Annotated in this window: 23 protein-coding genes; 19 read left to right on the forward strand and 4 right to left on the reverse strand. The window is 45.0% G+C overall.

Going from position 1 to position 24,812, the window contains the following annotated elements:
* Nucleotides 1-3: 3 nt before the first annotated feature.
* The 16 genes from MAMP_RS05555 to MAMP_RS05635 all read left to right on the forward strand — a co-directional run bounded on the left by MAMP_RS05555 (nt 4) and on the right by MAMP_RS05635 (nt 18,634).
* The gene (locus MAMP_RS05555; RefSeq protein ID WP_007145019.1) at nt 4-1,242 is read left to right on the forward strand and encodes an efflux RND transporter periplasmic adaptor subunit; all 1,239 of its coding nucleotides are present in this window, start codon (nt 4-6) and stop codon (nt 1,240-1,242) included.
* Nucleotides 1,239-4,373: an efflux RND transporter permease subunit gene (locus MAMP_RS05560; protein WP_007145020.1), complete on the forward strand. Its 3,135-nt coding sequence runs from the start codon at nt 1,239-1,241 to the stop codon at nt 4,371-4,373. Before MAMP_RS05555 ends, MAMP_RS05560 begins: the two co-directional genes overlap by 4 nt.
* An 80-nt stretch (nt 4,374-4,453) precedes the next feature.
* A complete protein-coding gene (locus MAMP_RS05565) occupies nt 4,454-5,713 on the forward strand; it encodes a TolC family protein (protein ID WP_007145021.1) in 1,260 nt (419 codons plus the stop codon).
* A gap of 78 nt (nt 5,714-5,791) precedes the next feature.
* Complete coding sequence (locus MAMP_RS05570) at nt 5,792-6,502, forward strand: thermostable hemolysin (protein ID WP_007145022.1); 711 nt, start codon at nt 5,792-5,794, stop codon at nt 6,500-6,502.
* Entirely contained in the window at nt 6,495-7,976 is a 1,482-nt protein-coding gene (locus tag MAMP_RS05575) for an AMP-binding protein (protein WP_007145023.1), read from the forward strand. The genes MAMP_RS05570 and MAMP_RS05575 overlap by 8 nt, the downstream gene beginning before the upstream one ends.
* Nucleotides 7,977-8,645 (forward strand): TenA family transcriptional regulator, encoded by a 669-nt coding sequence (locus tag MAMP_RS05580; RefSeq protein WP_007145024.1) that lies wholly within the window; start codon nt 7,977-7,979, stop codon nt 8,643-8,645.
* Nucleotides 8,633-9,418, forward strand: coding sequence for an SDR family oxidoreductase (locus tag MAMP_RS05585; protein ID WP_007145025.1), 786 nt, complete (start codon nt 8,633-8,635; stop codon nt 9,416-9,418). Before MAMP_RS05580 ends, MAMP_RS05585 begins: the two co-directional genes overlap by 13 nt.
* 11 nt (nt 9,419-9,429) lie before the next feature.
* Entirely contained in the window at nt 9,430-10,092 is a 663-nt protein-coding gene (locus MAMP_RS05590) for a tetratricopeptide repeat protein (protein ID WP_007145026.1), read from the forward strand.
* On the forward strand, nt 10,073-10,732 hold the full coding sequence (locus MAMP_RS05595; protein WP_007145027.1) for a response regulator: 660 nt from the start codon (nt 10,073-10,075) through the stop codon (nt 10,730-10,732). The genes MAMP_RS05590 and MAMP_RS05595 overlap by 20 nt, the downstream gene beginning before the upstream one ends.
* Entirely contained in the window at nt 10,729-12,060 is a 1,332-nt protein-coding gene (locus MAMP_RS05600; protein WP_007145028.1) for a sensor histidine kinase, read from the forward strand. The genes MAMP_RS05595 and MAMP_RS05600 overlap by 4 nt, the downstream gene beginning before the upstream one ends.
* Nucleotides 12,053-12,376: a cupredoxin domain-containing protein gene (locus tag MAMP_RS05605; RefSeq protein ID WP_007145029.1), complete on the forward strand. Its 324-nt coding sequence runs from the start codon at nt 12,053-12,055 to the stop codon at nt 12,374-12,376. The genes MAMP_RS05600 and MAMP_RS05605 overlap by 8 nt, the downstream gene beginning before the upstream one ends.
* Nucleotides 12,377-12,381: 5 nt before the next feature.
* Nucleotides 12,382-13,158, forward strand: a complete 777-nt coding sequence (locus MAMP_RS05610) for an FTR1 family protein (protein ID WP_007145030.1) — start codon at nt 12,382-12,384, stop codon at nt 13,156-13,158.
* Nucleotides 13,158-13,844, forward strand: a complete 687-nt coding sequence (locus tag MAMP_RS05615) for a hypothetical protein (RefSeq protein WP_007145031.1) — start codon at nt 13,158-13,160, stop codon at nt 13,842-13,844. Before MAMP_RS05610 ends, MAMP_RS05615 begins: the two co-directional genes overlap by 1 nt.
* Nucleotides 13,845-14,181: 337 nt before the next feature.
* Nucleotides 14,182-15,276, forward strand: a complete 1,095-nt coding sequence (locus MAMP_RS05625) for an efflux RND transporter periplasmic adaptor subunit (protein WP_007145033.1) — start codon at nt 14,182-14,184, stop codon at nt 15,274-15,276.
* Nucleotides 15,277-15,278: 2 nt separating this feature from the next.
* Entirely contained in the window at nt 15,279-18,341 is a 3,063-nt protein-coding gene (locus MAMP_RS05630) for an efflux RND transporter permease subunit (RefSeq protein WP_007145034.1), read from the forward strand.
* Nucleotides 18,338-18,634, forward strand: a complete 297-nt coding sequence (locus MAMP_RS05635; protein WP_007145035.1) for a DUF3240 family protein — start codon at nt 18,338-18,340, stop codon at nt 18,632-18,634. The genes MAMP_RS05630 and MAMP_RS05635 overlap by 4 nt, the downstream gene beginning before the upstream one ends.
* On the opposite strand, the gene MAMP_RS05640 is transcribed toward MAMP_RS05635, so the two are convergent.
* Nucleotides 18,624-19,295 carry a transglutaminase-like cysteine peptidase gene (locus MAMP_RS05640; RefSeq protein WP_007145036.1) on the reverse strand — a complete coding sequence of 224 codons (672 nt, stop codon included), beginning with the start codon at nt 19,293-19,295 and terminating at the stop codon, nt 18,624-18,626. The two genes, MAMP_RS05635 and MAMP_RS05640, sit on opposite strands and share 11 nt — an antisense overlap.
* Before the next feature lie 14 nt (nt 19,296-19,309).
* Complete coding sequence (locus tag MAMP_RS05645; RefSeq protein ID WP_007145037.1) at nt 19,310-21,208, reverse strand: bifunctional diguanylate cyclase/phosphodiesterase; 1,899 nt, start codon at nt 21,206-21,208, stop codon at nt 19,310-19,312.
* A gap of 205 nt (nt 21,209-21,413) precedes the next feature.
* On the opposite strand from MAMP_RS05645, the gene MAMP_RS05650 reads away from it, so the two are divergent.
* Entirely contained in the window at nt 21,414-22,337 is a 924-nt protein-coding gene (locus MAMP_RS05650; protein WP_007145038.1) for an AEC family transporter, read from the forward strand.
* On the opposite strand, the gene MAMP_RS05655 is transcribed toward MAMP_RS05650, so the two are convergent.
* Both MAMP_RS05655 and MAMP_RS05660 read right to left on the reverse strand, forming a co-directional pair.
* A complete protein-coding gene (locus MAMP_RS05655) occupies nt 22,319-23,068 on the reverse strand; it encodes a competence/damage-inducible protein A (RefSeq protein WP_007145039.1) in 750 nt (249 codons plus the stop codon). The two genes, MAMP_RS05650 and MAMP_RS05655, sit on opposite strands and share 19 nt — an antisense overlap.
* A complete protein-coding gene (locus MAMP_RS05660; protein ID WP_007145040.1) occupies nt 23,065-23,466 on the reverse strand; it encodes a group II truncated hemoglobin in 402 nt (133 codons plus the stop codon). The genes MAMP_RS05655 and MAMP_RS05660 overlap by 4 nt, the downstream gene beginning before the upstream one ends.
* Before the next feature lie 131 nt (nt 23,467-23,597).
* On the opposite strand from MAMP_RS05660, the gene fae reads away from it, so the two are divergent.
* Together fae and MAMP_RS05670 are read left to right on the forward strand one after the other, a co-directional pair.
* Entirely contained in the window at nt 23,598-24,146 is a 549-nt protein-coding gene (gene fae, locus MAMP_RS05665) for a formaldehyde-activating enzyme (protein WP_007145041.1), read from the forward strand.
* Between the two features lie 120 nt (nt 24,147-24,266).
* Nucleotides 24,267-24,800 carry a hypothetical protein gene (locus tag MAMP_RS05670; RefSeq protein WP_237701193.1) on the forward strand — a complete coding sequence of 178 codons (534 nt, stop codon included), beginning with the start codon at nt 24,267-24,269 and terminating at the stop codon, nt 24,798-24,800.
* Nucleotides 24,801-24,812: the final 12 nt, after the last annotated feature.

Below are 24,812 nucleotides of genomic sequence, written 5' to 3' on the forward strand. Positions count from 1 at the left end.
AGGATGGTCAAGCTGAAAAAATTTTTATTACCGGTATTAATCTTTGGCCTGACCATTCTGATTGTTGTGGTGCTTGTTGCGACGAAACCCAAAGCCACGCCAAAGGATGCACAGCAAAAAGCCTGGCTGGTGAATGCAGTTGCAGCGCAGATGACCACGGTGAGTCCACAAGTCACCGTATATGGACGTATTGAAACGCCTCGTGATGCCACGCTAAAAGCGGCTGTTGAAGCCGATGTCGAGCAAGTTCTGGTGTTAGAAGGTGAAACCGTGACTCAGGGAGAGTTACTGCTGCAATTGGATAAAACAGATGTTGAACTAGTAAAACAGCAGCGTCAGGCCGATGTAGATGAAATTATCGCTTCAATTGCCAATGAAAATGTCCGTTATCGACGTGACCTCGCATTATTAGAGAATCAAAAACAACTTGTTAACCTCGCCGATAAAGCGGTGCAACGCGCAAAAAAACTCGAACAAAATAAATTAACCTCACAAGCGGCTTTGGATGAATCTTCGGCCGCTTATCAGCAACAAGAGCTGGCGCTAAAGCAGTTACAAAATGATATTGCTGAGCACCCTTCACGAATCGCCCAGCTAGAAGCATCAAAAAAACGGGCAGAAGCCTTGCTGAAGCAAAGTGAAGTCAATCTAGAACGAACAGATATCAGAGCACCGTTCCCGAGCCGGGTGGCGAAGTTAAATGTTGCCGTGGGTGATCGGGTCAGACCCGGTGATAGTCTGATTAATGTCTACGATCTTAATAATCTGGAAGTGCGGGCGCAGATCCCTGGACGATATAGCCAACAAATCCGACAAATGATGCAGCGCCATCAGCTTATTCAGGCGACGGCGATGATTGATGATGAACGCGTTAAACTTGAATTAAAACGGCTTTCAGGTGAAGTCAGGCTTGATAGTGGTGGTATCGACGGCTTGTTTCGCTTAGTGAATCACCCAAATAACTTACCGCTTGGTACCTTTGTTGAGCTGCAGTTACAGCTATCAGAACAGCACAACGTGATCGAGCTGCCATTCAGTGCTTTATATGGTTTGGACCGTGTCTATCTGATTGAAGACGGCCACTTAAAAGCCGTCACCATTGAACGCGTAGGGGAAGTTGTTGGCAAAGATAATCAACATCGTTTATTAATCCGAAGTGACGAGATTGCTAGCGGTGATTTAATTGTCACTACTCAGCTTCCCAATGCCATCACCGGTTTAGCGGTTGAGACCAAGTTGTGAGTTTCACCTCCCATCGCGCAGATATCATTGGCATTTTTGCTCAACATAAGGTTGCAGCAAACCTGTTGATGCTGATGATGTTGATTGGTGGTTTTGTGTCATTGAGCAAACTCAATACCCAGTTTTTTCCAAACTTCGCCTTGGATGTGATTACTGTCAATGTGGTCTGGCGCGGTGCCAGTGCAGAAGATGTGGAAGACTCGTTAACCAGCCGTATTGAGCAAGAGCTTCGCACCATCGATTATGTCGACAAAATGACCTCGACCTCATCTTATGGTTCGTCTTTAGTGACATTAGAGTTTGATGAAGGCACTGAGATGGGCCCGGCACTTGATCAGGTGAAAGATCATGTTGCCCGGCTCCGCAACCTGCCTAAAGATGCTGAAACACCCGAAATCAGCATTGCCACACACTATGACAATGTTGCCCGATTATTGGTCACTACCGACGGTCATTTAGACGAACTCCGTGGCTTAGTACATCAAATTGAACACGAACTGCTGGATGCCGGTATTTCACGAGTCACTATCACCGGATTACCAGATGAAGAGATGGCGATTAAAGTCAGCACCTCGACACTGGAGTCTTTGGGTTTAAGTTTTGGTGATGTCAGTCAACGCGTCGCTGACCAGAGTCAGGATTTACCGGCAGGCGAGATTGGTAATGGTGAAACGACCCGGCAAATTCGTAGTCTTGACCAACGCAGGGATGCCGATGCCTTCGGCAATATCTCCTTAAAAAGTGATTATCAGGGACGTCGTTTATTGCTTGACGATGTGGCTGATGTGGAACGCCGCGCCATGCGTGATCAGGTGAAAGTCTTTTATCACGGACAACCCGCCGTTGAAATTGCATTGCAACGAACAGAAAATGCTGATGCCCTTGAATCAGCGAGGATTATGGAAAACTGGCTGGAACAGGCTAAACCCAGCTTACCCAAAGGTGTAGATATCCGCGTTTATGATGCCAGTTGGTCACTGATACAGGAACGCATCAATTTGCTGCTCAGTAATGGTCTCAGTGGCTTATTACTGGTGTTGGCTATCCTTTTCTTATTCTTACACGGCAGAGTGGCTTTTTGGGTAGCCGTGGGTATTCCCGTTTCTTTTATGGCTGCATTGACCGTGCTGTATATATTGGGCGGTAGCATTAATATGATCAGCCTGTTTGCCTTAATCATGGCGCTGGGGATAATTGTTGATGATGCGATTGTAGTGGGCGAAGATGCGTTATCACACTATCAGAGTGGAGAACGCTCATTATTAGCCGCTGAGGGCGGGGCAAGGCGCATGCTGGCGCCAGTGATTTCTTCTTCTTTAACCACCATTGCAGCCTTTTTACCGCTGATGCTTATCAGTGGTGTGATCGGCAATATCTTATTCGATATCCCCTTTGTGGTGATTTGTGTAATCATTGCTTCACTTGTAGAAAGTTTTCTTATACTTCCCGGCCACTTACGCCATACTTTTCATACAATGCATCATCTTGATCCAGGTCGGTTAAGACGCTGGTTGGATGAAAAGTTTGAGCATTTTCGTGAGCAGTTTTTCAGACCCTTAGTGACCATGGCTGTGAAAAACAGTGCGGTAACCATCAGTCTCACACTGGCTTTATTGATCATTTCAATCAGCTTGCTGGCCAGTGGCCGAATCCTGTTTAACTTCTTCCCATCACCGGAAGGCACCACAATTACCGCGAATGCCCGATTTGTCGCTGGCACACCGAAGCAGGATGTTGAGCAGTTTTTGCAACATATCAATCTGGCACTGGATGAAGCTGAAGCGGATTATGAGCAAAACATTGTCAAAATGGCGGTTACACGGCTTGGCAGTGCTTCATCAGCAAATTCAAATATTAGTAGCGGTCAAGCGGATGAGCGTTTCGGTTCTGTTCAGCTGGAAATGATATCGCCAGACCAACGCGATATCAGAAACAAAGATTTTATTAACAACTGGCGTGAACATATCAGCTTACCGCCAGGTATTGAAACATTTACCATCAGTGAAGCACGGGGTGGGCCGCCTGGCAGTGATATTGATATTCGTCTCAGCGGCGCTTCAGCGCAGCAATTAAAAAAAGCCGCACATGAGGTGGCTGAACAATTAAAAAATTACACCGGTGTTAGTGCCATTGAAGATGATATGCCTTATGGTCAGGAACAGCTGATTTATCGGATCAAAGGCCAGGGTGAAGTACTGGGGTTAACCGTTGAAAACGTAGGGCGTCAGTTACGGGCCGCGTTTGATGGGCAATTAGTTCAGATTTTTCAGGATGGCGATGATGAGGTTGAAGTACGTGTCATGTTACCTGACGCCGAGCGCAACACCTTGGCAACATTAGAGAACTTTATGTTGCGTCTGCCCAATGGAGGCAGTGCGCCCTTATCCAGCGTGGTCGAGTTTGAGTCGCGTCGGGGTTTTGATGTGCTCAGGCATACCGACAGTCAGTTAGCGATACATATTACCGCGACGGTTGATTCGGTGGTGAATAATAATAATGTCATTTTAGATGATATGAAAAAGGCTTTTTTACCTGAAATATCATCTAAATACGGCGTGAAAGTTGGTTATGAAGGCCGAGCAGAAGAGCAGGCTGATACCATGTCAGATATGGCACAAGGTACATTGCTGGCCTTTATTATGATTTATTTGGTGCTGGCCTGGGTGTTTTCATCCTATGGCTGGCCACTGGTGGTCATGGCAGCGATTCCATTTGGCTTGATTGGTGCCTTAATTGGACATTGGTTACTCGGTATTGATCTGACCATTTTGTCTTTGTTTGGTATTTTTGGTTTATCAGGTATTGTTGTGAATGATTCCATCATTCTGGTGACGTTTTTCAAACAACTCACCGAGTCCGGAATGCCGACACAGCAAGCCATTATTGAAGCCTCAACACAACGTCTTCGCGCGGTGTTGTTGACCTCACTCACGACTATCGCCGGACTCACGCCTTTATTATTTGAAACATCATTACAGGCACAGTTTTTAATCCCCATGGCGGTTTCCATGTCATTTGGACTGATGTTTTCAACGGTTTTAGTCTTATTGGTGATACCCGCCATGCTGGCCGTTTACGAACGAGTTGCTGATAAATTTCTGCCGAAACGAACAGAGTCAGTGACAATTTGATACTGTGTTAAGTCTGATTTAACAATCACTGTGCATGCTGTTGTAGTTTGGATAGATCAGCATTTATTTAAGGATTTTTCATGCGACGTTATACCTCATATGTTATAGCTGCCTTGATAGGCACATTGAGTCCTGTGGTGAGTTTTGCAGAAGATAGTGAGACGGTCAGTAGCAGCGTCCCTTATGCAGCTAACCTGGATTTAGCTTCACTAACGGATAAGGTATATCAGCGATTACCGGGGTTATTAGCTGAAGATAAATACCGCCAATTGCTGCAGGCGAATGATACATACAGTCAGGCCTTGTTTGCCGAGCCGGTGACCGGGAATCTGAGCCTGTTCAGTGATGAAGTGGGGACCGGACACGGTTTTCAAGAATGGGAAGGCGGTGTTGATTTACCGTTATGGTTGCCAGGACAAAAACAACAGCAACAGGCCTTGTCAGACAAAATAGCAGCCGAACTGCCTGCTTATCAGCAAGCATTGAAACTGGAAGCTTCAGGTGAAGTGAGACAACAAATCTGGCAGGTGAAACTGGCCGAAGCCCAACTTGAACAAGCCAAACTGACCTGGGAAAACGCAAAAAAATTACAAAATGATGTTGAGTCGCGGGTAAAAGCCGGGGATTTAGCCTCAACTGAACGTTTACTGGCGAGCAGTAACACGCTTGAAGCGCACAGCAAAATGGTGAATGCAGAGTCGCAGCTTCAACAGCGGCTGAAAATATATCAACTGATTACCGGTGAGAACGCCTTGCCGCAGCAGGTGGAAGAAGCCGTTAGCAACACCACTCAGGACTTACAGCAACATCCGCAGTTGCAGTTACAGGATCAGTTGATAGCCAGACTACAGGCACAAATGGGGCTGGCACAATATGACGGCGCAGTAAATCCCAGCCTGTCTGTAGGCGTAAGACGAGAACGGGGAGATAGGGCGGAAGACTATACCAACAGTATGGGCATCGGATTCAGCATGGCGCTGGATGATAAGGCATACAGACAACCTGCCATCGCTCAGGCCTCAGCCGAATTAGCTGATGCTCAGGTTGCACGTCAATCATTATGGCGTCAGCTAAAAACACGACAAGTTGCCCTTCAGGAAGAATTAAACAGTAGTCGACAGCAGCTGGACTTGATCACGGAACAAAATAAAACCACCCAGCAGTATTACCAATTACAAAAACGTGCCTTTGATTTAGGTGAAATTAATTTGATTGATTTATTGCGCAGTCAGGCGCTGGCGAATGATAATGAGAGCAGAAAGCGTCTGTTGGAAGTTCAAATAAAGCAACAGATTTCTGAATTAAATCAATCATATGGGATGATTTTGTCTAATAGTTAATAAAGCCCTCTAAGCTTAATTTTTCGTTAAGCTTTCTTTTTTAATCTAGCTTCCATACCACCTCCCAAGGGGAATTTTATGGAAGCTAGATCGTTTGCACAGTCTGTCACTAAAAGTCGCTCTCAACGCGTCGTTGAGCGACAAATTATTCAGCCTGTTTTTCCACTCACGCTGGCAAAAGCGAATGAGCCAGGACGAATGGACGCTGAACAATTTATTTATCAGCGCTTTGAAAAACAACATGGTGCAGAGATCAGCCATTTTCTGCCGTTTATCTTGTCTGCCAGGACAGGCGGTTTAGTTTCAGCAGCACTTGGTTTTCAGCCAGCCAGTTATTCATCACACCTTTTTCTTGAGTATTATCTTGAGAATGATATTCAAACGACGCTCAGTATTCTTACCCAAACAGTCGTTCAACGTGATGCGATTGTGGAAATAGGCAATCTGGCCTCCGGCCGACAACGTGCGACTCAAACACTATTTTTACTTCTTGCTGAGTTGTTCTATCAAGCCGGTTATGAATGGGTTGTGTTTACGGCTAATTCAGCCGTTTCACAGTGGTTGGCGAAATTAGATATTGAGACTATTGCCATTCGTGTTGCAGACCCGACCAGGTTGCCAGATAAAGGGGAAAGCTGGGGTAGTTATTACGATGATAAGCCAGTGGTAGTGGCCGGAAATATCCGACAAACCATGGCAAAACTGACTGACAATCCGCTTATGCTGTATTTGCGTCAAAGCTATCAGCATCAATTAGATGAATTTGTCGCGAGTTTCCGTCATGGCTGAGTTAGTCGAACGTTTACGTCGGATTGCGGCACAACAGCCAAACGCACTGGCCTTGCAGGACCCATATCGTCAGCTGACCTGGCGTCAGATGATAGACGAAGTGGATAGACTAACTGAACTGCTTTTACCTTATGCACAGAATGTCGTTGCCTTATATGCCGACAACAGTGTCGACTGGGCGTGTATTGATCTGGCCTGTTATCAAGCCGGAGTCATCAGTTTGCCTATTCCTGCCTTTTTTTCGGCAGAACAACAACATCATGCCATCAGTGAAAGTGGCGCATTAGCGTTAATCGAATCGAAAGGCACGACATTATTTCAATCACTCAAGCTGTTTGACCAGCTGCATCTGTCGTTAACGGACAATCTTATTTTGTTTCCATTAGACAAGAATGGTCAGAGTCAAATTCCAGAGAAAACCCAAAAAATTACCTTTACATCGGGATCTACTGGTCAGCCTAAAGGGGTGTGTTTGAGCACAGATAATCAATTAGCTGTGGCTGATGCCATTATTCAACGTACAGAATTACAAGCTATCAAACACCTTTGTGTATTACCGCTGACCACCTTACTGGAAAATCTAGCCGGCATTTACGCACCATTGCTTAGCAGAGGATCGGTCACCTTATTACCAGCAGCCGAGCTCGGCTTTAATGGTGGACGAGGTTTTGATGTTCAGCAATTTCTACAAACGCTGAGCAAACAACAGCCAGAAAGTGTGGTGTTATTACCCGAATTATTATTAACCCTGGTGTCAGCTGCTGAAACAGGCTGGCCAGTACCTGGCAGTTTGAAGTTTATTGCGGTGGGTGGCAGTCGCGTATCAGCAGACTTATTACGTAAAGCTGATGAGTTAGGCTTACCGGTTTACGAAGGTTATGGCTTATCGGAATGTAGCTCGGTTGTCAGCCTGAATAGTCCAAAACACCGTCAAATAGGCAGTGTCGGTCAGACGCTTGAACATCTGGAAGTCAGTATTGAGTCCGGCGAAATCATCGTCCGGGGTAACTGCTTTTTAGGTTATATCAACCACCCTGATAGCTGGTATCCAACGCAGATACCTACCGGCGATTTAGGTTTTATTGATGATAACCATTATTTGCATATCAACGGCCGCCGTAAAAACCTGTTAATCAGCAGCTTTGGCAGAAATATCAATCCGGAGTGGGTGGAAAGCGAGTTATTGGCTAATCCTATTCTGGCCTATTGCACGGTGATTGGAGATGCAAAATCACATTGCAGTGTCTTGGTTCAGCCTCGTTTTGACAACATCAGCGACGAGATGATCGGCCAATGGATAGCCCTGGTCAACAAACGCCTGCCAGATTACGCGCAGCTTGCTGACTGGCAGCGCTTTGAATGGCCGTTAAACGTTGAAGCAGGCACCTTAACAGCAAATGGCCGTCCGGTCAGACAACGTATCCTGGAAATATACGATCATCAGATTAACGATTTATACAAGGAACAAGCATAAATGCTTTTTTTTGACAGATTACAAACAGAAACAGCCGCTGCTCGCGAGCAGTTATTTAGTGCACCGATTATTGCTAAAGCGATGACAGGCGATATCACTACCGAGCTTTATATTAACTTTCTGACGCAGGCCTATCATCACGTTAAACATACCGTACCATTGCTGATGAGTGTCGGTGGCGCTTTGCCGGAACAGAAAGAATGGCTACGTAATGCCGTGGCAGAATATATCGAAGAAGAATTAGGCCATCAGGAGTGGATACTGAACGATATCGCAGCCTGTGGTACTGATAAAGAAGCGGTAAGACACAGTCAGCCAAATCTGCAGACAGAAATGATGGTCGCCTATGCTTATGACATGGTACATCGCATCAATCCCTTAGGTTTTTTTGGCATGGTACATGTGCTGGAAGGTACCAGTATCACCACTGCAGACAAAGCCGCAGAAAGTATTCAAAATGCACTAGGTTTACCGACTAAAGCCTTTAGTTATCTGCGATCACATGGAGCGCTGGATCAGGATCATGTCAAATTCTTCGAAGGTCTGATGAATCAAATCAACGATCCCGCCGAACAAGATCTCATTATTCATAGTGCCAAACGCTTTTATTATCTCTACGGCAACATCTTCCGTAGCCTGACTGAAGAGAAGATGCCATGCAAAGTCTGAGAGATGTCACCATTCTGATTACCGGTGCCGCCGGTGGTATCGGGCAAAAGTTAGCTAAGGCATTACACGATCAGGGCGCTAAGTTGATATTGACCGATGTCAATGCAGACAAGTTAACTGAACTGAACGTCAGCTTAGGCGAAAAGCATTACGACTTTGTAGCTGACGTTAGCAAGACAACGCAGCGCCAGTCACTGCTGGATTATTGTGAAAATCTGCCTTATCCGGTGCAAATGATCATTAATTTGGCGGGTATTAACCGTTTTGCTGCCATCACCGATCATTCAGATAATGATATTGAGCGGATGTTAACGATTAATCTGAGTTCACAGATTGCACTGACACGCGATTTTATTCCTTTACTGGAAAAAAATGCGCCATCAACCATCGTCAATGTTGGCTCTATTCTGGGAAGTATCGGCATGCCCGGTTATAGCGTTTATTGTGCTACCAAGTTTGGCTTACGGGGTTTTAGTGAAGCCCTGCATCGTGAACTGGCTGGCAGTGGGGTGGATGTGCGTTACTTTGCACCTCGCGCCACCAAAACGCCTCTCAACAATGACAATGTCAATGATATGAATAAAGCATTAGGCAGTGCGATGGACAGCCCTGAGCAAGTAGCCAATGCCATTGTCGACTTTTTGCTGACGGATAAACGAAGACATTATTTTGGCTGGCCTGAAAAACTGTTTGTCAGAATCAACAGTATTCTGCCAAGCATAGTTGATAAATCAATTATTAAACAACTACCTATCATAAAACGTTATTTTTAATGGAGAAAATGATGAAAGCGTATATATTCTCGATGATTCTGGGGCTGGTGAGTCTACCTGTCAGTGCCGATGTGATGCAAAGCGTCGCTGATTTGCAGCATGACTGGGCTAAAGTGAATTACACTCTAACAGGTGATGCACAGGAAAAAGCCTTTGAAAGCCTGATTGAAAAAGCGAATAGTGTGGTGAAGCAATATCCAGAGGCGGCGGAATCACATATCTGGCGTGGCATTATTGAATCAAGTTATGCCGGTGCCAAGGGCGGACTTGGCGCTTTATCTCTGGCGAAAGCCGCAAAAGCCGATTTGGAAGAAGCGATGAAAATAAATGATACCGCGCTGGACGGTTCGGCTTATACCAGCTTAGGTACCTTATATGCCAAAGTACCCGGCTGGCCTATTGGGTTTGGTGATGATGACAAAGCCGAAATGATGTTGAAAAAAGCCTTGACCATCAATCCAACTGGCATAGATAGTAATTACTTCTATGCACAGTATTTAATAGATAATAACCAGTATAAAGAAGCAGAAACTTATCTGTTAAAAGCACAACAAGCACCTGCCAGACCAAGTAGACCCCTTGCAGATAAAGGAAGACAGCAAGAAATCGAAAAAGCCTTACAGCAGGTCAGATACAAACTAGGGAATGAACAACATGCAGGTATTACTCATTGAAGATGATGTTTCACTCGCAAAAGGCTTACAAACCAGCCTGAAAAGGGAAGGTTTTATCGTTAATCATTTGAGTGAAGGCAAGCAGGCCATTAACAGCATTGCTTCTTCTGAGCCGGATATTGTGGTGTTGGATCTGGGCCTGCCAGATATGGACGGTAATGAAGTCCTGAAACAAATTCGACGGCGTAATGCCGAGTTGCCTGTGCTGATTCTTACAGCTCGTAACTCTATTCAGGATAAAGTCGCCGGGCTTGATAGTGGCGCGGATGATTATCTGGCAAAACCGTTTGAAATGGATGAGTTACTCGCGCGCCTGCGCGTGTTGGAACGCCGGCTCAGTAGCCTGAAACATGCTGATCTGACCGTAGGCAACGTGTCCATCGATACGCGCGCTCAACAGGTGAAAGTTAATGGTGAGAATGTCGATTTCTTCCGTCGTGAATACATGCTATTAAAAATGTTGATGGAGAATGTTGGCCGCGTGCAGACCCGCGATAGTCTGGAAAGTAAGCTTTACAGCTGGGGAGAAGAAATTGCCAGTAATGCGATTGAAGTCCACATTCATCATTTAAGAAAGAAACTACCGGAGAACTTCATCACAACGGTGCGTGGTGTGGGTTACACAATTAAAGCGCAATGAAGTCTATTCGCCTTTATTTATTACTGGCGTTATTAGCCACAATAACGCTGGTGAACTTTGTGTCGTTATTGCATGGTTATCAGTCGAGTATGCAAAAGGCACAAAATTTATTTGATTCTCGTTTAGAAAGCACCGCGATATTGATCGCCTCAGCTAACTCTCGTCAGGTCGGCCAGGAAACGGTAACCAATCAGCAAACACCCTATACCTTTTTTCAGATTATTGATGATAACGGTCAGTTATTAACGCGTTCTGAGAATGCCCCAGATAAAGTGCTGGGTGTACTGGATGAGGGCTTTCATATCATTAACTTTGGCAGTTATCGCTGGCGAAATTATGTTTACCGCGACACGGTTTTGCAGCGATGGGTCGTAGTGGCCGAGCGTATCGATATTCGCTATATGCTTGCCGAAGATGTGGTGATGGAATCGTTACTGCCGATTGTGATGGCAATACCTGTAGCCGCGTTAATTATCTGGTTTGCCGTCGGGATTGGTCTCAAACCACTTAACGCGTTTGCCAGCCAGTTGAGCGAGAGAAAAGCGGATGATCTCCGTCCGATTGAGCTTGACCGTGTGCCGAAAGAACTCACAACAGTAGTCAATAATACGAATAGTCTGTTATTACGTTTGGCTGAAGCCTTTGATCGTGAGCAACGTTTCTCAGCTGATGCGGCGCATGAGTTACGTACCCCTGTCAGCGTGCTCAAAGTACATTTACATAATTTACGTGCAAGACTGGGTAATGACGATGAAGACATTATCTTATTACGCGATGGTGTCGAACGTATGGGGCACCTTATCGAACAGATTCTGGCGCTGTACCGTACCTCGCCTGATCAGGCGGCAGTCAAGTTTGAAAGTGTAGATTTATTTAAATTAGTTCAATCACTTATTGCACGAAGTTATCATGCTTTTGAGTCTAAACAGCAAGAAATAGAAATGGATGGTGAGTCACACATCATCGAAGGTAATGTGTTTGCACTGGAAACCCTGATAAGCAATTTATTAAATAATGCGAATAAATACACACCGGAGAAAGGTCGTATTCATGTTGTGGTAAGGCGTCATGAAGAAGGGGTGTTACTGAGAGTCGAAGATTCTGGCCCAGGCATACCTGAAGAACAATATCAGCGTGTGTTTGAACGTTTTTATCGCCTGCATGGTGATCAGCATAATAGTGGTGTCATTGGCTGTGGATTAGGACTGACTATTGTTAAGCATATCGCTGATTTGCATCGTGCCCACATTCAATTGGGGACATCCGCTTGGGGCCATGGATTAAAGGTCGATGTCATATTTCCTCTGAGAGCAGTCAATTATGCGTAGAGTTGGGTTATTTTTATTCTTATCGTTTTTGGTGATGCCGGTGTTCGCTGGCCCTCCGGTGATTGAAATCGAAATTCGTGATCATCTTTTCTTTCCCGATGAAGTTAAAATCCCTGCCAATACCAAAGTCAAACTGTTGGTGAAAAATATGGATCCGACAGCGGAAGAATTTGAAAGTTATGAACTAAACCGTGAAAAGGTAATAGCCGGAAACAGTCAGGCGTTTATCTTTATTGGTCCACTGCCAGCCGGGGTGTATCCGTTTTTTGGTGAGTTTTTCCCTAAAACGGCACAAGGCAAAGTCATAGCGGAGTAGAAATAGTGTTACTTAATGCGGTAGTGATTGTTTTACGTGAGGTGCTGGAAGCCTCGTTGATTATCAGCGTGTTTTTGGCACTTAGTCAGATTTTGAACCGAAGTTTAAAGTGGATGTTGCTCGCATTAGTTTCAGGGCTAATCAGTGGTTTTATCTACGCTGGCACTATCAGTACTGTCTCAATGGCCTTTGGTGGGATTGGACAGGAAATCGTCAATGCAACGATTAATATCCTTATCTTCATGGCTTTAGTTATTTTTGTCACTGCTGTACCGCATCAGAATGTGCAGCGCTGTCGTCGCCTAACCGTGATAGCTATTATGAGCACTGTTATTTTAGCGATTATGCGCGAAGGTTCAGAAGTCCTGTTATTTATCACTGGCTTTATTGGCGTGCCGGATTTATTGGGGCCCGTATTAATGGGAGGAGCTGTGGGGGCTGGACTCGGTGTAAGTGTTGGTGTGTTTATTTATTATTTCATCGTAAACCTTATCCCCCGGCACGGTGTATGGGTTGGCTATTTATTATTGTTACTGGTGGCAGGAAGTTTAATGTCGCAGGCGGTTGAGTTTCTGATTCAGGCGGATCTGTTAACCTCATCAGAACCTATTTGGAATAGCTCTAATATCATTGATGAACACTCTGTTGCCGGGCAACTTCTGTTTGCTTTATTAGGTTATGAAGCAACACCCCAAACAAGTCAGGTCATCGCCTATATTTGTAGCATGGCCGCTTTGCTTTGTGTGGCGATGTTCAGCTTTATAAAACGAGACCGAAATTAATGAAATACCGTGTAATGACCGTTACTGGCGCTTTATTAATTGCGCCTATCCTGGCCCAAGCGGATGGATCAGCAGTCGATAAAGTCTACCATCCGTATGTGCAGCCGCTGGAAAAGGAAGTAGAGTGGCGGATGATTACTGCTGAAGGCGATAGTCTGCAAAAACTGAGTTATGGCCAGTCTTTATCTGATCGCCTTTATGTTGAAGGTTATCTTACCGCCAGTGAAGAAAATGATAATTTTCGTTTGTATAGTTATGAACTCGAAGCCAAGTGGCAACTGACTGAGCAGGGAGAGTATGCCATTGACTGGGGACTGGTCACCGAACTGGAAAAATCCAATATCCGTGATCAGTGGGAAGCAGCAACAGCATTACTTATGGAAAAGGAGTGGGGTGATTGGGTCGGAGCAGCCAATCTTTGGCTTGAATACGAATGGGGTAATGATATTGAGGAAGAGCTCGAAACAGCACTAAGCATGCAGGCGCGTTATCGACTGTCACCTATGTTTGAGCCAGCCATTGAATATTATGCCGGTGATGAAACCCGCGCCATTGGCCCGGTTGCATTGGGAGATGTGCGCTTTTCTGCTGGTAAAAAACTCCATTGGGAAACCGGAATATTATTTGGTGTTGGTAAACAATCTCCTGACGCCACCTTACGTTTTCTGACCGAGTTTGAGTTTTAGTCTGTGTAAAGTTTTGTTAACACTTTAAGACTCTGTTAATAAGCCATCACTAATATGGTGCTATCTTTATGACGGTAGAACCAAGTGATGCAAACAGGGACGATAATAAAAAAGCCAGTCACGATAGACAATGAGCTGGCAAAGCCAATTTATTCGCCTCAACAGCGACATCTGAAAAAGACAGAGCAAACTTCGTATCTGTCGACATCACCTGCGTTTTTTCCTAAAACTGGCAAGCTGATTTGCCATCTGATACTCGTCTTACAAGTACTGGCTCTCGATGTATTTTCTTTGGTCTTTATGCTTTTTTCTCCACTCTTTTGTTTAGGAAAACATGATGTTGACTAATCTGTTACGCCCCTTATTGATCACTATTACACTCGGCTTATCCATCCCCACTTATTCGCAAAGTTTGCAATTGGATAAAACCCAAATGGACAACCTTGGAGTGAGCTATCAAGCGGCGGTATCTGTTTCCGAAACAAAAAGTCATCATTATCCCGCCAAAGTGTCTGTTCCTAATGCGAATCGGCATATTGTTCATACCAGTCAGGAAGGCGTAGTCACGCAAATGTTAGTGGCTGAAGGCGATATTGTTAAGGCAGGTCAAGTGTTGGCCACCGTTAATAGTCCGGCCTTGTTATCGTTGCAGACCCAGTATTTACAGGCTGAGGGGCTGCTCAATCAATTACTCACTGAAATGCAACGGGATAAGCAATTATTTAATGAGGGCATTATTGCCGAGCGCCGTTATCTTGATGCTAAAACGCGTTATCAACAGCAAAAAACCTTGGTTGATAGCCAAATAAAAACCTTGCAGTTAGCAGGAATGCCCTTAGATGCCATTAAAACATTAAAGCAACAACAAACCATGGGCAGCCATTTACATGTTCGTGCGGTCAGTGAGGGTGTGGTCATGGCACAAAATGCCGTGATTGGCCAACGCGTGATGGCATCTGATGTGTTGTATGAGGTGGCTGATTTATCAACATTATGGCTTGAAATCCATGTGCCACTGCTGGTCGCAAGTAACATCAATATTGGCTCAAAAGTGATGGTGTGCGACAGGGATGTCTCAGCGTCAGTAATGACGGTTGGCAGGCAAGTTCATAATATTGATCAGGGTGTGCTGGTACGTGCTGAAACTTCTGAGAATACGGGGTTATTGACGCCCGGCGAATTTGTACAGGTTTGTTTTGTGCAAAATACGCAGTCGATGCTTTATGAGATTCCTTACAAAGCCATATTACGTGTCGAAGGCATAACCCATATCTTTTATTTTGATGGTCAATCTATCAGCCTGCGACCAGTACATATCGTTTCTCAATCAGAGAATAGTGTCACGGTATCAGATGCTTTTTTAAGTAACGGATATGTGATTGATGAAGGCGTGTCATCGCTGAAGTCTGCCTGGCAAGCTGAGGGGAAATAGACATGGATGGTCTGATTCGTTTTTCATTGACGCAGCGTCTGATGATGCTGATTCTGGTGGTTGTTCTGATTGGTTTTGGCTGGAAGGCCTTTAACGATACGCCGATCGATGCTTTTCCTGATGTCTCGACAACACAAGTAAAAATTATCCTCAAAGCACCGGGTATGACACCGGAAGAAGTCGAAAGCCGCATTACCGCCCTGGTCGAGGTTGAGATGCTGGGGATACCCAAACAACGCATGTTACGGTCTGTAGTGAAATATGGTCTGACCGATATTACTGTGGATTTTGAAGAGGGCACGGATATCTATTGGGCACGTCAGCAAGTGGCTGAACGTTTATCAGCTATCAAAGATACCTTGCCCACCGATATTCAGGGAGGATTGGCACCGTTAACGACTCCGTTGGGTGAAATGTTCATGTTTACCGTGAACAGTCCCACGCTGGATTTGATGCAACGGCGTGAATTATTGGATTGGGTCATCAGGCCAGCCTTACGCAGTGTTGAGGGGGTGGCTGATGTCAATTCATTAGGCGGTTATGTCAAAACCTTTGAAATTATCCCGGATTTAGCCAAACTTGCCGCATTAAATATCAGCCTTGCTGATATCCAACAGGCATTGGAAAACAATAACCGTAACGATGGTGCGGGACGCATTGATGAAGGCGAAGAAGTGTTACTGGTTCGTGCTCAGGGTAGTCTGCAAAATCTGGACGATATAAAACGCCTGGTGGTGAAGTCCGATGCCGATGAACCTGTTTTACTCTCACAGGTCGCGGAATGCAGAATTGGTTCACTGACGCGTTATGGTGCAGTCAGTGCCAATGGACAGGGCGAAGCGGTACAAGGCTTGGTGTTGGGTTTACGAGGTGCGAATGCCAAAAAAGTCGTAGCCGGTATTGAAAAACGGCTCGCCGAATTACAATCCTCCTTGCCAGATGATGTAAGCATCAATGTTTTTTATAACCGTGGTGAGCTAGTCGCAGATGCAATTCATGGTGTGAACAAAGCATTGATTGAAGCGGTGGTGCTGGTTCTGGTCTTTCTGCTGCTATTTCTGGGTGATCTCAGGGCGGCGATTGTGGTTGCACTGGTATTACCGCTTTCAGCCATGATCACTTTTATCATGATGCGACAGTTTGGTTTATCAGCCAACTTGATGAGTTTAGGTGGACTAACGATTGCCATTGGTATGCTGGTTGATGCTGCGGTAGTCGTGGTTGAAAACATCGTGTCACAGTTAGCGGATAAATCACGTGCAGCGGTGCTGCCAAGACTGCATTTGATTTATCGTGCAGTAAAAAATGTCTCGGTGCCAGTTACCTCAGGCATCATTATTATCGTCATTGTTTTTCTGCCATTACTGACCTTACAGGGCCTGGAAGGCAAACTGTTTATTCCTGTGGCGTTGACCATTGTGTTTGCACTGGCTGGTTCCTTAGTTTTATCACTGACGGTGATTCCGGTGCTGGCCTCTTTTTTATTGAAACACGTGTCTCATGATGAGCCATTTTTACCCAGAGTATTAAAAAGGCTCTATGCGCCGGTATTAGCCTGGTCACTGGATCATACAAAAAGTGTGGTGATGATTGCGTTGTTATTACTCGCCTTTGCCGCTGTTTTATACACCCAAGTGGGTAAGGCCTTTATGCCAGTTATGGATGAGGGCGATTTGATTGTGCAATTAGAAAAACTGCCTTCAATTACCCTGGAACAATCCGTTGCTTTAGACAAGCGCGTGCAACAGGCATTATTAAAAAATGTGCCTGAAATCACCGGCGTAGTTGCCAGAACCGGTGCAGATGAACTCGGCCTGGATCCGATGGGCCTAAATGAAACGGATATGTTTTTAATCCTCAAGCCTCGTGAGCAATGGCAGGTAACAACAAAAGAAGATCTAAAGCTAAAAATAAGGCAGGTTCTGGAGCAGTTTCCGGGGTTGAATTATGGCTTTACACAGCCAATTGAAATGCGTGTGTCTGAAATGCTTACCGGCGTCAGAGGCGATCTGGCCATCAAAATATTTGGTGAAGATGGTGACACACTCAATGAGTTAGCTAAACGTGTTGTGCAAGTTGTGTCCAGTATTCGCGGTGCGGAAGATGTCATCACCAGTCAGAATGATGGTGCTCAGTATTATCAAATTGATCTGAATGCATTAACGCTCGGCCGTCTCGGCTTAAGTGTTGAAGACGTTCTGCCGCAACTACGAATGTTAATTCAGGGAAGTCAGGTAGGCACGATTTATCAGGGTGCCAGACGCTATCCACTGATGATTCAAGGCGAACGCAGTTTACAGAAAGTGGTGAGCTTATTTGCCCATGCGAGATTGAACGTGGCGGGCAACAGACAAGTACAGATCTCGGATCTGGCCACTTTAAAACGGGTCGAAGGACCAGTATCTATTCGCAGAGAGCAAGGACAGCGAATGTCGGTGGTGGTCGCGAATGTGGCCGATCGTGATTTAGTCAGTTTTGTAGAAGAAGCTCAGGCCGCTGTGGCAAAAGATATCGATTTACCGAGCGGCTATCAGTTTTCCTGGGGTGGTCAGTTTGAAAACCAGCAGCGAGCCGCAAAACGCTTAATGGTCGTCATTCCTGTGGCTTTATCTTTAATTTTCTTATTATTGTTTTCCACTTTCCGATCTTTACGCCAAGCTACATTGGTGATGAGTAATGTGCCATTTGCCATGGTGGGCGGAATCACTGCACTTTGGCTGACGGGTGAATATTTATCTGTGCCAGCTTCTGTGGGGTTTATCGCTTTACTCGGCATTGCTGTATTAAATGGCGTGGTAATGGTGAGTTACTTTAATGAGCTGTTAGAAACAGGTATGGCAGTAGATGACGTGGTCAGAGAGGGTGCGATGCGCCGCTTAAGACCAGTGATGATGACAGCGACGATTGCTGCCTTTGGTCTTGTGCCTTTACTGTTCGCAAGCGGGCCGGGCTCAGAAATTCAGCGGCCGCTAGCTATTGTGGTGATAGGCGGTTTAGTTAGCGCCACCTTATTAACCCTGGTGTTACTGCCACTCTTGTTCAGACGATTTGGAGTCGCAAAATGAAATGTCTATTAGCTCTTATCGTAAAACCCTCGTTAGAAGCAGCATTAAGCGACTGGTTATTACTTCATCCGCAGATTGATGGCTTTACCTCGCAACTGGCCTCCGGTCATGGTGCTGGTCATGCGATGAGTATTAGCGAACAGGTAGAGGGGCAACGCAAACAAATGATTTACTGGGTAGAACTTGATGATGAACGAGTAAAAACGGTTCTTGATGGTTTATCGTCGAGTTTTGCTGGCGCCGAGATACATTATTGGCAGTTACCTCTCAGCGCCAGTGGCATTATTCGCTAGTAGCTTCTTCTGCTTGTTTTTGCATACGTTTTTCTAAGTCCTGCCACAAAGACAAACGGGAAGATCCTCCGACACGCTGGCCTTCCCCACGTGATTTTGCCAGCCATAAACCGGTACCATTGAAGCTATAAACCGGGGTTAAGTCATTACGCTGAGTGGCTGGTTTGATGTCGGTGATTAAATTATCCAGTACTAACGGTACAGAGCGTTTTGTCTTGAAATAGGTCAGCACCATATGGGCTTGATTGAGTTCTTTCGCTTTAACATAAGTGATACGTAATTTATCTTCATCCACGCCTAATTCTTTTAGCGTGAAATATTTCGCGATCGAATAGTCTTCACAGTCACCACCCCCAATTGACAGCATTTCCAGTGGCGTTGCCCAATAGTCTTTTTTGTTCCAGAGGTCGATATCGTCGATAAACAACACATTGGTATTAAAAAACTGATTCACCAGCTCAAGTTTTTCCGCTTCAGGTAAGTCCTTATTTTCTGCCACCAGTTTTTGCCAGTCTTCAACACGCTTGCGGGCAAATTTATTATATTGCGCCTCAATCTTGTCCAATACGCGTGAACTGATATTGAGGTCAGCGACAAGCGGCAACGACAATAACAAAAATGTCAGTATCACCAATAATGACAAGGGGCGTTTTAACAGCATGGATAGCTCAGACTTTAACGACTGATACCGTAAATGCCAGCTTGTTTAACCGTATTAAAATCTTCATCCGCTGTCACTGCCTCAGCCAGTACTTTGATATCCAGCAAACGTGAGACTTCATGCATAATTTCCAGAAAGTCGGGTTTACTGGCGTTGCCACGAATATTTTGCGTCAGATCACGTGCCAGTCTGATGTAGTCAAGATGCAAATGACGCAACTCATCGACCGCAATAATATCTGCAGAGTAACGCTTTATCAGACTCTTAGCGCCCAATGACTTCACAAAACGACTGAAATTAGTGAAGGCTTTTAGATTTTTGGTAGCGGCATAGGCCGAAACAGAAAAAGTCAGTAACTCAGCAGAAATAACTGACTGCTCGATGCGAGATTCCAACCACTTATGGAAACTGGCTGAATCGATAGAATCCATGGTCAGATTGATGCTGACAGGGCAGGTAATATGATCTTGCTCCATTTTGAGCAAGACTTTGTTCACAATGCAGCGGTCAACAGATTCTGCCAGACCAAACTCTTGTGCCATAGAGAAAAAAGTACCAACAGACAAGGTCTTACCGGCTTTATCTTTAACAAAACTAAAGGCTTCCTGCATCACTTTGACAGGCTTGGGACCATCGTAATTATAGGCTTCGGCGGTGAAATAGATTTCGGGTGTATCACGATTAATAGCATGGGTGATAACCGCTTTCCATTCTTGTTCAGATAAGGAACTGATCGAATCATCTTTAATGAAAAAGGCATTATGTCCAATAATACGGGCTTGTTCATAAGCTTCGATCAATGCCGGCATTAAGCGTTCAAACTCGCTGGTGCGGTCAAATTTCACTAAACCAAAGTGAACCAGATCTTCCACTTCATAATGCTCAGCCAACTCTGTCAGTGCTTGTTGCAGGTTTTTAGCAAATGACTGAATGAGATTGATATCAGATTCATCGTAAATAATCGCAAATTCAGCACCATAGAGCCGGTAGGCATGACCATTACCTGCCACCGCATTATTCAGAATACGAGCCATATCTTTCAGTAGCGTATCTGCCAGCTGATTACCTTTCTGTTTGCTGATAGCGGCCAGATCAAGAAATTTGATATAGCTGACATAACCTGTATGTCCGCTGGATAGGCGTCGTTTAACATCGGCGGTAAACGTGGCCTGATTTAGCAATCGTGTCAGAGTGTCACGTTTAAGGTTGTCATTGAGTGAGTCCAGCCGTTGATTGAGGCGAGTAATGGTATCGCCAATCTTGACTGACATGCTGTTCATGGATTGAGCGACCTGGCGGACTTCTCGCGTCCAGGGTAAACGATCAATGGTGGTAAATTGACCGGAAGAAATTTCGTTAGCCTGTTTTTGTATCGCTTTAAGTGGTTGTAGCGTAAACCGTAACACCAACATTAACAAAGCAAAGGCACCGACAAAAATAATGGCTGAGTAAAGTAGGGTTTCTTTCGCTTGTTTATAGAGTTTCAAATAAGCATAAGCCGGGTTGCTGCTGACATACAATGTGCCGGAGATTGACCAGCCTGAGCTGATTTCAGATGAGGCCGTGGCGGATTTCATCGGCAACCAATTGATCAGCCATTGCGGTACACCTTCCATTTTGACCGGATTTTTTAAGCTGACCAGCGTTTTTCCATCAATGTCTTCCAGACGCATTTCTCGGTAGTAACCCATATCAAAAATCGCGTTCATCATCGTTTGTAATATCGGATCATTTTCATCTTCCATATGTGGGCTAAGTGAAAGACCCAGCGATGTCGCGGTATCCTGCATATGTATTTCAGATTCAACTTCGAGATAGTCACGGATGCTGCCCATGCTGATCACAAAGCTTGCTGAAAAAACAATCAGAAAAAGTAAGCTGATTAGAATTAACAACTGCTTAGAAAGTGACATATTGATTTCCTTATTACGATGTTCAGGCCATTTAAGTAGTGCCTGATATATATCGGCTAACTTGATGGAATCTGATGAATTATCACCAAAACGCTAACAATACCCTGACCAAGGCATCACAGCAAGCGCCGTCATCACGGGCGATAACACTTTTGTTTCAGCAGGTAGATTGCTACGATCTACGTTTCATTTATAGGCGATACAGATGTTATTAGTGTTAGTGCAGATGGGCCTGCTTATTGCCTGTGGTTTTGCCTGGAAACAGTGGGCACCAAGACACATCCCAGCCCTGGCGCATCGCCGTGCCTTAACCGATCTGGTTTTCTTTATTTTGCTGCCAGCTCTGGTGCTTGATGTCATTTGGGGCGCGCCGATTGACGGGACCTCACTGAAAATTTCTCTCACAGCATTTTCTGGATTGCTGACAGCAGGCATCATCATGTGGTGTTTACTGCGGTTTATCAAAACCACACCCGAACAGAAAGGTGCGCTAATGCTAGCTGCCATCTTTCCGAACGTGACTTATCTAGGTTTACCTGTCACTAATCAGGTACTGGGGTCATGGAGTAATGCCATTGTGCTGCAATATGACTTGTTTGCCTGCACGCCAGCCTTGATGACCTTTGGCATTTTAATGGCTCATTATTATGGGGGGGCCGGCCAGCATAAAGTCCATCCATTAAAAGAACTGACCAGAGTGCCACCTTTGTGGGCGGTGGTGATTGCGCTTTTATTAAACGTGCTACATGTGCCGCGTCCTGAATTGATTCATCACACATTAAGCACATTATCAGGCGGTGTGGTGCCACTGATGTTGATTGCCTTGGGCATGAGCATTCGCTGGGACAGCCTGAGACTGCGATATTTACCACTGTTACTCCCCGTTGCTGTAATTACCTTATTACTAGTGCCGATTGCCGTTTTTTTTACGGGCGGTTGGTTTGATCTACCTGCTGATATCGCGCTGGCCGTGGTGCTTTTGGCCGCAATGCCGACCATGGTGTTTGGTGTAGTGATCTGTGAACGTTACCAACTGGATAGTCCACTGTATGCTGCGGCAGTCACATTGACGACTTTATTAAGTGTGGTCACGCTGCCTTTATGGTTTCATTATTTACCCGGCGTATAGTCAGACCAGATAAAACCGGCTGCTTCAACCGCTGAAATCACATGTTGCATGGCTTTTTCAATCTGTTCAGCGTCACCACGCAAGCTGAACTCAATCTGAGGTTCAGCGCCGAGTTTAGGTAAGCTCGACAATTTTAACTGTGGATACTGGGCGACAATTTCATTCATTGTTGGCAGTAAATCTGACTCACGACCTTTGGTAATGGTAATAATTCTTTCAGATTTCGGACGTAAACCCTGCAAGTGTGGGTAATGTGTATCTAAAATCCATTCCAACATAGGCCATGACATTTCTGGAAACCCTGGCATAAAGTGATGGTTATCCAAGCTAAAGCCAGGCACGCGATTGATAGTATTGGGAATAATTCGGCTGCCTTCGGGTAAGTGGCCCATCAAAATACGATTAGGATAGGCATCTTCACCAAACTGACCTTCAATTGCTTTGACTGCATCAGGATGAGGTTTAATCTCAACACCTTTCACCAAAGCAGCCGTCTGGCGGGTTCTATCATCCGGTGTAGCACCAATACCACCAAAACTGAACACCAGATCAGGACTGCTCATTGAAAAGCGTAAGGCCCGTTCCAGTTGTTGTGGATCGTCACCGACAATTAAGGTCCAGCTAAGCTCTAATTCACGTTTGGCCAGAACCAATTGCAAATGAGCGAAATGTTTATCCTGACGCTTGCCACTCAGAATTTCATCACCAATGATTAGCGCGCCGATTTTCATTGTTCAGTTGTCTCTGGACGATTACGCATAAAATCAGCGGTTTGCACAAACGACGCCATGAGTTGCTCTGAAAATAACGGATCTAAATCCATCGATTTCAATGCCTGCGCCATGCAATACAACCATTGATCACGCTCTTCTATACCAATAGAGAAGGGGAGATGCCGAGCTCTGAGTCTGGGATGACCGTATTTATCCGTATATAAGGAAGGGCCACCCAACCAGCCAGTCAGAAATAAATATAATTTTTCTTCACTGATGCTGATGTCTTTTGGGTGATAGTCGCGAATATGTTGTGTTTGGGGTGTCTCACACATAACCTCATAAAAGGTTTTGCATAATTGTCTAACACCGGCTTCGCCACCGATACGTTCGTAGGGAGTTGCTATTTCAGCCATGATCGAATTCAACAAAAAAAGAGTAGTTTAACCTTGTTGAACAAGACGATAAAGCCAATCAAGGTTGCGAGCTCGTGCCTAGACCGGGATAATTACTTCATCTTTTAGCAATCCAACAGGAGAATTATCCTATGAGCGATAGAATTATCATGCGTACAGGTGAAGCACTAGTTGCCGGTGGTCCTGCTTTTACAGCAGCTGAGCCAGAAGTGGTCATCGGTGAATTAGACGGTCCATTTGGTACCGCATTTGCTAACCTGATGGGCGACCAGGTTCAAGGTCACTCACGCGTATTAGCGCTGATGAACACTGACATGCAAGTTAAACCTGCGACATTAATGGTCAGTAAAGTGACTGTTAAGAAAACGGCGTATACCAATATTTTGATGGGTACAGTTCAAGGCGCCATCGCTAATGGTGTATTAGATGCGGTTCGTAACGGCACTATTCCAAAAGAAAAAGCGAATGATTTAGGTATCATCGTTTCTGTTTGGTTGAACCCAAGCATCGTGACTGTTGAAGATTTAGATCACGAAGCTTTATTCAATATTCACCGCGAAGCGACTCGCCGTGCTATCGAAAAAGCCATGAATAACGAACCAAGCATCGATTATTTATTGGAAAATCAAGATAAATTGGTTCACAAATATTACCAAAAAGAACTTGATGCAAAAAAATAAAAACTGGAAACTCAATGAGTTAGCTGTGGTCTCTTTATAAGAGGAGATATTCACAGCCTCAAGTTTTAAACGGTCTGTCTATTTAACTGGACAGACCGTTTTTTTTGCCATGTATAATCGGTGGCAAATGAAAAAACATTCAAGGTAGATATGGACCTCTATTCCATTGATAAATTAATGCATGAAACCCGACAGCTCGCGGCCAAATACCGTGAGGCGACCGGAAGTACCTTACCTATTACGGGCGAGATTGCCCGTTTTGATGCTGCTCGAGCACTCAACCTTTCTCTGATTAATGATCCTAACAGTCCGATTGATGCGACGGGTAAAGAGGGTAGTCGTCAGGATAAACGCATTATTATCAAAGGGCGTGCGATTTTTGATAGCAGTAAAGCCAGCCCAAGAATTGGACAATTAAATCCAGAGCAGGATTGGGACCTCGCTGTATTAGTGCTGTTTGATGAGCACTATGAAGTCGATGAAATCTATGAAGCAAGCCGCGAAGCTATCGCAGAAGCCTTAGATAATAAAAAAGACAGTAACCGAAAAAAACGCGGTGCCATGTCGATTGCACAGTTCAAAATTATCGGTGAACGGGTATGGACACGTGAAAATGGGTCGGAAACCGAAGTATGGGACAACCAGGACGACTAATTATTTGAGGGA

The sequence above is a fragment of the Methylophaga thalassica MP genome, from assembly GCF_000214595.1.
GTDB lineage: Bacteria > Pseudomonadota > Gammaproteobacteria > Nitrosococcales > Methylophagaceae > Methylophaga > Methylophaga thalassica.